Raw genomic sequence first — 8,629 nt, 5'->3', positions numbered from 1 at the left:
GGGAAACAGTCCCGACTCAATGCACGATCGTGCTTTAACCGTAGTTTAAAGATGCACCGGACTCCCGGTTCGACAACCCAACCATCCAACGCCTGAATTATTCAGCCGTTGCCAGTTCGGTGCTACCCCGAGTGCGACGGCGGGTGAGAGTATTGAACAACATCCGACCGATGGCTTTGACCAAATTGCCTTCAAGTTCTTGGAACAACTTCATGTTCAAACCAAAGGCGTGATTGGCTTCATCGACAATGCGATCGGCCGTGGCTTCATCCACGGGTAAATCGTTTAAAGATTGACGGTATTCTGCTTTGAAAGCTTTCTCGTCAGAAATCGTCTCAAACTCGTAGAAAGCCGTACCGTTGCCGTCCGTGAGGTTCATTCCCCGTTGGGCGATGCCTTTGAGGATTTGCCCGCCGGAAAGATCCCCAAGGTAGCGGGTGTAGGAGTGGGCGGCGAGCAGTTCGGGACTATTGGCAGAGATTTCCCGAATGCGCCCAACGTATTCTTGGGCGGCGGGGGAAGGGGCGATCTTATCGCGCCAATCGAGTCCGTAATAGTAGGTTAAATCGCGCTCCAAACTGGCTTTGCGATCCAACTCGGGATAGTAAATCTTCGAGACGATGGGATGGCTTTGCAGCCGCTGCATTTCTTCTTCGATCGCGGAGTAGACGAAGTAGAGATTTGCCACTAATTTCCGATAAGAGGCCTTCTCGACAACGCCTTTTAAAAAGCACTTGACGAAACCAACATTTTCTGCCATTGAGTGAGATGTTTTAGTTCCCTCACGCAATTTTGTGGCTAAGTTAATACTCATACTAAAATAACGATTGCTGAAAATTTTACGGGGCGTATCGAGCGTTACAGAAACTCTAAAAAACCACCTGATTGGTAAGCATAAACCGATCTGATAAGAATTTCCATTAAGAATTTTAAAGCGATCGGAAATTCATCGATTCGGACGTCAGGGGTTTCTGGCACTAAACTTTAGATAATTGATGCGACCGCGCGAGATTTCCTCTGGAGACAAAAACAAAAACCCCACCTCAGGTTTTTGGGAACGATGTTCGCTGAGTCTCTTTAGCCCAACTATAAGCCCAACCTATTTTCCGATTCATCCTTAAAACTGACAAACTCGCTCTGGCTGCACGGGACAAACCGGTTCGGCAATTGGATTTTCACTGACGGAAAGTCGCGATAAACTCGTTAGAGTTTCCAAAGGACTAATGTCAGTAATTTGATTGTTTCTCAGGAAAAGAGCGTTTAGATTGGTTAACTGAACGAGTGGCGTCACATCAGAGATTTGATTGTTCTCTAAAAAAAGCTCGCTCATATTTGTTAAAGTAGAAATCTCCTCAATATCGGAAATCAGATTTCCACTCAGATCGAGTTCGACTAAGCCCGTCAGAGAAGTCAGCGGTTCGATATCAGAAACTTGATTGTTGCGTACGACAATCCATTCGAGTTGATTCATCGAACTCAAAGGCGAAAGATCGGAGATTTGATTGTCACTCAGATCGGCTCCGCTCAATGTTTTTAATTTTGACAACGGCGAGATATCTGAAATTTGATTGAGATCGGCAAATAAGGTATATAAGTTTTCAAGCTTGGCAATCGCTTCAATATTTTCAACTTGATTATTTCGAAATGAGAGATCTGTCAAACTAGTAATGTTTGACAGAGAACAAATCTCTGAAATTTGGTTTTGGTCTAAATTGAGTTTGATTAGATCTAGCTCTGCCAGAAGACTAATATCAGAAATCTGATTTTTGCTCAAATAAAGTTGCTTGAGATTCAATAAAGCAGCTAGGGGACTAATATCAGAAATTTGATTGATACTCAAATCGAGTCGTTCTAAATTCGTTAAAGATGTCAAGGGTTGGAGGTTGACAATCTCTTTGGCACTGAGATTGAGATCCGTGAGTTCGGAAAGGACTTGACTGGCAAGAACGCAATCTTCCGTTTCGGCGATCGCTAACAGCATCTCGACGGTGTGTTGAATTTCTGGGGTCAGATCCGAATCGACGCACCACCCCGCAAAATTCGTCGGCGAGGCGATTGCCACATCCGCACTCCAGAACGGACTCAATAGGGGAGTGAAAACCGCGCACAGCGCGACCGCACTAGTTCGAGATCTATGCCGCATGAAATAATTTTTTAACACCGTCATCAATGGTAATGTTATAGTATTTTCTTCGTCTTTAAATTGAGTATCTTTAAAATCTGCTGTGACCATTAAAAACGATAAATGGATCGACGATCGGGCAAAACAAGGAATGATTTCTCCTTTCGAGCCGAGTTTAATCCGTCATGTTGAAAGAAAGCAAGTCATCTCGTACGGGTTGAGTTCCTTTGGTTACGACATTCGCCTATCTCCCAAAGATTTCCGGACATTTCGCCACATTCCCGGATCGATCGTTAATCCCAAACGGTTTAACCCAGATAATTTAGAACTCGCCGAGCTGCATCGCGACGAAGACGGAGAATATTTCATTCTCCCCGCTCATAGCTACGGTCTAGGAGTCGCCCTCGAGCACCTAAATGTTCCCGATAATATTACCATTTTGTGCATTGGCAAAAGCACCTACTGTCGCTGCGGAATTATTGCCAATCTCTCCCCAGCAGAAGCCTCGTGGCGAGGACATCTCACCCTTGAATTTTCCAATTCTTCCCCAGCAGACGCGCGAATTTACGCCAATGAAGGTGTCGTTCAACTGCTATTTTTTGAAGGCGAACCCTGTAAGATCAGTTACGACACGCGCCAAGGCAAATATCAAGACCAGTCAGAAGTGGTGACTTTAGCAAAAGTGTGATGCGGCGATGGAGTTCCGAACTAACAATTTCTCGCAGATCTTCCGATGAGAGATTCGAGACAATTTAAGGGGAAAGCTTAGCTTTCCCTAAGCGATTTTTGGCATACCACTCGGCAATTTCCGGAGTCCATTTCTCAAAATGTACCCACATGAGATCGCACAGTTTTTGAATTTCAAGTTGGGCGTTTTTCTTATTTCTGAGATCGAGAAAGTGCATGAGCGATCGCAAGTTAAAACTAACGATAAAATGCTGGCGATAGTCAAACGGAAGTTTTCCTCTGGCATGTTCTTCGGACATTCCCCCTTGGATATCGAGGCTATATCGCTTGGTTGCCTCAAAACACCATTGCTTATCTGCTTCGCGTTGGGATTGGGAGTAATGATATTTCTTTCCTTGACGGTCTTCGTAGTCTCCCACCGGACGCAGATAAAACACCTCTTCGATCTCCCGCTTCCCGTTGACCACATCCAGAAACCGCTTTCCCGTATAACGCAAAGACTGAACGTCCATGGAAACGCCGACCCGATGAGTTCTCGCTTGCTGCATGACGCTATGGGGGAAATAACCGCAGTTAAAAACGATCTGAGGGTGTTCGAGAGGGCCGTAATGACCTCGACCTCCCAACAGCAGACGCCCAACTGCTATTTGGCCGCACTCTGTTTCCGTCGGCCAAGCGTGGCGATCGTTAAAGACTAAATCCTCGCTGTAGTCTTGGTGCAAAGCCGCATAGATCGTTTGTTGGGGATTGGGGGTTTGGGAGATCGTTTCCACTTGAAATCGATCCATGAAAAGCTCACCACCGAAACAACGGATCGATCGTAACACCGGAGGCGGAGTTTGGAGACAAAAATCGATCGAATTATTGCTCCACAAGCATTACAGCTAGACTGTGCGACCCTTGCTCGATCGAAAATCCATCGACTCAACAGGTTCGGGTATCCCAGTGACTGGGTGACGATTTTCGTCAAAGCCAAACACCACAAGATAACAATGTCAAATGGGTTCTATAAAATAACCTCAAACAAGAGTTAAAATACCGCGAACGATCGTTACAAATACTTATGAGTTCTTTTCGATCCCGAAGATGTAATTAAGATGAAAAACCGCAATTTAACAGGAACATTCGACGATTTTGTGAGATTAAACCCGCAAAACCCAACAGATCTTCAGGATAGATTCGAGTAAGGTTCCCATTTAGACTGAGTTCTCCCTCTCCGAAGAAAGGAAGGGGCAATGGTATGATAGCCGTGAAATGACAGAACGAGAAAGAGCGAGAGTATGAGGTCATCATCTGTTTCTCCAGTGGTCTTGGTGATTCTGGACGGCTGGGGCTACCGGGAAGAAACGGACGCTAACTCCATTGCTGCGGCCCGAACGCCTGTAATGAATAGTTTGTGGGAAGCCTACCCCAGAACTCTCATTCGTACCTCTGGGAAAGATGTCGGTCTCCCCACAGGTCAGATGGGAAACTCAGAAGTCGGGCACTTGAATATTGGGGCCGGTCGCGTCGTTCCGCAAGAATTAGTACGAATTTCCGATGCCGTTGAGGAGGGGACGATCCAAAGTAACCCAGCCATCGAGAAGCTATGCGGGGAATTACACGTATCGGGCGGCAAGCTGCATCTGATCGGTCTGTGTTCGGAAGGGGGAGTGCATTCTCACCTGAATCATTTGTTGGGATTGCTCGATTTAGCTAAGGCTAAAGGGATTTCTCAAGTTTGCATCCATGCCATCACCGACGGTCGCGATACGAAACCGAGCGATGGGATTGGGGCGATCGGGAAGCTCCAAGACTATATCGATCGCATTGGAGTCGGACAGATCGTGACGGTTAGCGGTCGATATTACGCCATGGATCGCGATCGCCGCTGGGATCGGGTTCAAAAAGCCTACAACGTGATGACCCAAGACGATAACATCGATGCGCGCTCGGCCTTAGAGATTCTAAAAGATTCCTACAATCGAGAGATTTTCGACGAGTTCATCGATCCCATTCGCATCGCACCGGGAGCAGTCGAACCCGATGACGGGGTAATTTTCTTTAACTTCCGTCCCGATCGAGCGCGACAATTAGCCCATGCTTTCGTTGATGAGGTATTCGAGGGATTCGATCGCCAACATATTCGTCCGCTCTCCTTCCTCACCTTCACTCAATACGATCCGACATTACCGGTGTTGGTAGCTTTTGAACCCCAAAATCTCAGTAATATTCTCGGTGAAGTCATTGCCGATCGAGGATTGAAGCAATTTCGCACTGCGGAAACCGAAAAATACGCCCACGTCACCTATTTCTTCAATGGTGGATTGGAAAAACCCTTTGAAGGAGAAGATCGGGAATTGGTGATGAGTCCGATGGTTGCCACTTACGATAAAGCACCCACCATGTCTGCGGATAAAGTGACCGATGTCGCGACGGCTGCCATCGAAAAAGGCATCTACTCGTTGGTGGTCATTAACTACGCGAACCCAGATATGGTGGGTCATACGGGGGCGATCGGTGCTGCCATTGAGGCGATCGAAACCGTCGATTGCTGTTTGGGTCGCTTGCTTGAGAGCGTCAGTCGCGTTGGGGGAACGACGCTGATTACTGCCGATCACGGTAATGCCGAATATATGCGAGACGAAAACGGGAATCCCTGGACGGCACACACCACCAACCCCGTTCCATTTATTCTAGTAGAAGGGGAAGGCGTGAAAATCCCCGGTCACGGTACGGATGTGAAGCTGCGCGATGACGGTCGTCTTGCCGATATCGCCCCGACGATCTTGGAGATTTTGCAGCTTGCGCAACCCCCAGAAATGACCGGTCGCTCGATCGTCGTTCCCGTGAAAGAAGAAGCCCGCGCCAACCGCACGCCTGTGGGTTTGCGCCTGTAGATCCATCGGGTCTCAACCGGGTATCGCCCAACTCTAACGTCTAACTTTTCAATCTAATCTCCAAAAATTCCCATGACCGTTCTTAGTCTGCTACAAATTTTCTGGGTTATTTCCGCCACGAGTTTAATTATTTTGATTATGCTCCACAGTCCTAAAGGGGATGGCATTGGTGCCATCGGCGGACAAGCCCAACTTTTTACCAGTACCAAAAGTGCTGAAGTGACCCTCAATCGTATCACCTGGACGCTCACCCTCATCTTTATGGGCATCACCGTCATTTTAAGTGCGGGATGGGTCGGCTAGACCGGAATCTTTCCACCAGACGTAGATGGATGGTTTGGAAAGCGTCTCTCTTCTCTTTTGTGCATTTTCCATCGACCCAATTCCGTCGTTGTTTCCAACCTCTTCTCCTTCTGGGGCTGGTGGTTTCGATGGCTCTCTCCATTCTTTTGGGGGGCAATTTTTCGCGGTCTGTTGCCCGAGAGGGGTTCGTCAATAACGATCGCCCCTCGGTGCGAGACTTACAACCTGAAGAACTTCTGGAGATCGTTCCCCTACAAGCCCATCCTTTACCTCCAGCTTTGACAGAGCGATCGGACACCAGCGGCAGTGGCGATTATTTCGATCGAATTGAATCGACTTCCGTAGGCGCTTTGGTATGGTCGGAGTTTCCAGTTAAGGTTTATATCGCTTCTGACGTGACAGCAACCGGCGATCGTCTTACCGCATCTTCTCCATCCTGGGACAGGACTGTAGCAGAAGCCGTCTCCGAGTGGATCGCTTATTTTCCCCTGGAAATCGTAGATCGCCGGGAACTTGCAGATATCACCATCGAGCGCAAACGTCCGCCTCCTCAACGTTTGCCCAATGGCGATATTCGCGCGCGATCGGCTTTGACCCAATACCAATTGTACGCGCGCCCAGATGGGGAAAACGCACGGGCGATGCTGTGCCATCGATTTGAAGTTACCATCAATCCCACTCAATCTGGGGACTACCTTCGTGCGGCCGTTCGCCACGAACTCGGTCATGCTTTGGGAATTTGGGGTCACTCTCCATCGGAAACCGACGCGCTGTATTTTTCTCAAACCCAGACTCCTGCGGTAATTTCCGATGGCGATCTCAATACCCTCAAACGAATTTACGAACAACCCACGCGTCTGGGATGGTGGGTGGCGATCGAATTTTAGATTTTAGAGGTGATAGCGCAACGCGCGAGCAGTTTTTTTATATTTTCGTGCCGAACAAGCATTCACCATTCCCCATTCCCTAAAATCCGTAGCCGACACTAAAGTAAAACCCATCATCTTGAGCATTTTCGCCCCGATCGTCGAGATCCACCAGAGGAAGTCCGTAATCGAGGCGGATGCGGAAACCTGGCTCTGGTTCCCATAGCAATCCCAGTCCCGCACCCACTAAAAATCGCTGCCTGGGTTGAGGGTTGTCCGGCTTGTTAAAAACGTTCCACACTCCCCCGGCATCAATAAACGGTACGAGCTGAAATACAGGCAAGCCCGCTGCATCGCGAGCGAGGGTAATGCGGTCTTCGATGGAAAACCGAAATCCATTATCTCCCGATCGAACATTTTGTCGGTATCCCCGCAGAGATAACCCTCCACCAATAACGAACTGTTGAGCAGGCAACAATGGATCGGGGGTCAGTTGCACGTCAAACTGGGTAATGAGTAAATGATCGTCGCTGAGGCGTTGTACCCGCTGCGCTTGACCGAGCCAGCTAACAAACTGTCCGTCGGGAATAGTGCTCTCATTCTGGGTGGCATTAAAGAGACTCGTACCCACTCGAAAGAGCGATCGAAACGCCCAAGCCCCCTGAATATCCCGACGAATGTAGTCTTGACCGAACTGAAACACGCTGGTGCGACTCACCCCATCCGCATCGGGACCATCCCCAAAAGAAGTGGGCCCAGCAAAGGTAAAGGTTTGACCGTCTTGAAACGTAAAGCCCCAACTCAGGGCAAATTCTTCTCGCGGCGATCGCACCAACGGCTGGCGGAAACTAATTTCGTACAGTTCTCGTTCCCCCCGAATTTCTAGGGTTTTAAAAGGTTCTTGAATGGCCTGGTTGCGGTTGGGAGCCGCTCGCAGTTGCAAAGTTCCCTCCATGGCATTCAGGGGAATGCGGTAGGCAAAATCAAAGACATCCGTTCCCCCAGCCGTCGTCCGGTTGTAACCGGCGCTGAACTCGTCCCCCACACCGGTAATATTGCGAAAGCGGGTGCTGACCACCATGCGCTCGGAGCCGACACTGGGGGGGGAGTAGTTATCGAGATTCACCGAAGCCCCAAATCGAGAGGCTTCTGTAACGCGCACGATCAGAATGCTCTCGCCAAGCTCTTCGCCCGCCCGCAGACTAGCTTCAACGCTCTCGAACAAGGGATTAGCCCGCAGCAATCGCAATTGGTCTTCGAGTTGGGCGGTATTGAGGGGTGTTTTGGCTCCCAGCTCGATCCGACTGGTAATGTAGGACTCGTTCAGATGTTGGGTTCCCTCCACCTCAATCAGGGAGAGTCTCCCCTCAATGACGCGAATTTCCACCACGCCATCGATAATATCTTGATCGGTCAAAATGGCTCTGGAGGTAATAAAGTCGCGATCGAGGTACAGTTGGGTAATTCCATCGGCAACGGCTCGCAGATCTTCGACGGTGACCTCTTTTCCCTCCAATGGGGATGTCAGAGGTTGCAAGTCTTCTGGGGTTAAGATACTGCTGCCGACAACCTCAATTTTTTGGACGACGAAGCTCGGACTTGCTTCTTCTGAGGGGATCTCTTCTACTGAGGGAGAAGCATCCGGTTGAGCTTCTGGCGGCGCGTCAATGGCTGGTATTTCCTCTGTGCCCGTTTCTTCTGAGGGGGTCTCTTCTACTGGGGGAGAAGCATCCGGTTGCACTTCTGGTGGCGCGTCAATGGCTGGTATTTCC

Annotated in this window: 8 protein-coding genes; 4 read left to right on the top strand and 4 right to left on the bottom strand. The window is 49.1% G+C overall.

The window, feature by feature from the left end; all coding sequences use genetic code 11:
• Positions 1-97: 97 nt before the first annotated feature.
• The gene (locus tag IQ235_RS11630; protein WP_264321629.1) at positions 98-814 is read right to left on the bottom strand and encodes a biliverdin-producing heme oxygenase; all 717 of its coding nucleotides are present in this window, start codon (positions 812-814) and stop codon (positions 98-100) included.
• Positions 815-1,117: 303 nt separating this feature from the next.
• Positions 1,118-2,143: a leucine-rich repeat domain-containing protein gene (locus IQ235_RS11625; RefSeq protein ID WP_264321628.1), complete on the bottom strand. Its 1,026-nt coding sequence runs from the start codon at positions 2,141-2,143 to the stop codon at positions 1,118-1,120.
• Between the two features lie 82 nt (positions 2,144-2,225).
• On the opposite strand from IQ235_RS11625, the gene dcd reads away from it, so the two are divergent.
• The gene (gene dcd, locus IQ235_RS11620) at positions 2,226-2,810 is read left to right on the top strand and encodes a dCTP deaminase (RefSeq protein ID WP_264321627.1); all 585 of its coding nucleotides are present in this window, start codon (positions 2,226-2,228) and stop codon (positions 2,808-2,810) included.
• Between the two features lie 64 nt (positions 2,811-2,874).
• Here dcd and thyX read toward each other — a convergent pair whose 3' ends face one another.
• Positions 2,875-3,597 carry an FAD-dependent thymidylate synthase gene (gene thyX / locus IQ235_RS11615; protein ID WP_264321626.1) on the bottom strand — a complete coding sequence of 241 codons (723 nt, stop codon included), beginning with the start codon at positions 3,595-3,597 and terminating at the stop codon, positions 2,875-2,877.
• Positions 3,598-4,089: 492 nt separating this feature from the next.
• Here thyX and gpmI point away from each other — a divergent pair, with 492 nt between their 5' ends.
• The 3 genes from gpmI to IQ235_RS11600 all read left to right on the top strand — a co-directional run bounded on the left by gpmI (position 4,090) and on the right by IQ235_RS11600 (position 6,878).
• On the top strand, positions 4,090-5,688 hold the full coding sequence (gene gpmI, locus IQ235_RS11610; protein ID WP_264321625.1) for a 2,3-bisphosphoglycerate-independent phosphoglycerate mutase: 1,599 nt from the start codon (positions 4,090-4,092) through the stop codon (positions 5,686-5,688).
• A 72-nt stretch (positions 5,689-5,760) separates the two neighbouring features.
• A complete protein-coding gene (gene secG, locus IQ235_RS11605) occupies positions 5,761-5,991 on the top strand; it encodes a preprotein translocase subunit SecG (RefSeq protein WP_264321624.1) in 231 nt (76 codons plus the stop codon).
• A gap of 128 nt (positions 5,992-6,119) precedes the next feature.
• Entirely contained in the window at positions 6,120-6,878 is a 759-nt protein-coding gene (locus tag IQ235_RS11600; protein WP_264321623.1) for a peptidase, read from the top strand.
• 79 nt (positions 6,879-6,957) lie between these two features.
• On the opposite strand, the gene IQ235_RS11595 is transcribed toward IQ235_RS11600, so the two are convergent.
• A partial coding sequence (locus IQ235_RS11595; RefSeq protein WP_405196665.1) for a ShlB/FhaC/HecB family hemolysin secretion/activation protein occupies positions 6,958-8,629 on the bottom strand: 1,672 nt, incomplete at its 5' end.

Source organism: Zarconia navalis LEGE 11467, from assembly GCF_015207075.1.
Classification (GTDB): domain Bacteria; phylum Cyanobacteriota; class Cyanobacteriia; order Cyanobacteriales; family Geitlerinemataceae; genus Zarconia; species Zarconia navalis.
This window is presented reverse-complemented; position numbering and strand designations above follow the sequence as displayed.

Excerpts from the sequence above, each read along its gene's own strand:
- gpmI (WP_264321625.1), top strand. The coding sequence starts at position 4,090 with ATGAGGTCATCATCTGTTTCTCCAGTGGTCTTGGTGATTCTGGACGGC.
- secG (WP_264321624.1), top strand. The coding sequence starts at position 5,761 with ATGACCGTTCTTAGTCTGCTACAAATTTTCTGGGTTATTTCCGCCACG.
- IQ235_RS11630 (WP_264321629.1), bottom strand. The coding sequence starts at position 814 with ATGAGTATTAACTTAGCCACAAAATTGCGTGAGGGAACTAAAACATCT.
- IQ235_RS11625 (WP_264321628.1), bottom strand. The coding sequence starts at position 2,143 with ATGCGGCATAGATCTCGAACTAGTGCGGTCGCGCTGTGCGCGGTTTTC.
- IQ235_RS11600 (WP_264321623.1), top strand. The coding sequence starts at position 6,120 with ATGGCTCTCTCCATTCTTTTGGGGGGCAATTTTTCGCGGTCTGTTGCC.
- thyX (WP_264321626.1), bottom strand. The coding sequence starts at position 3,597 with ATGGATCGATTTCAAGTGGAAACGATCTCCCAAACCCCCAATCCCCAA.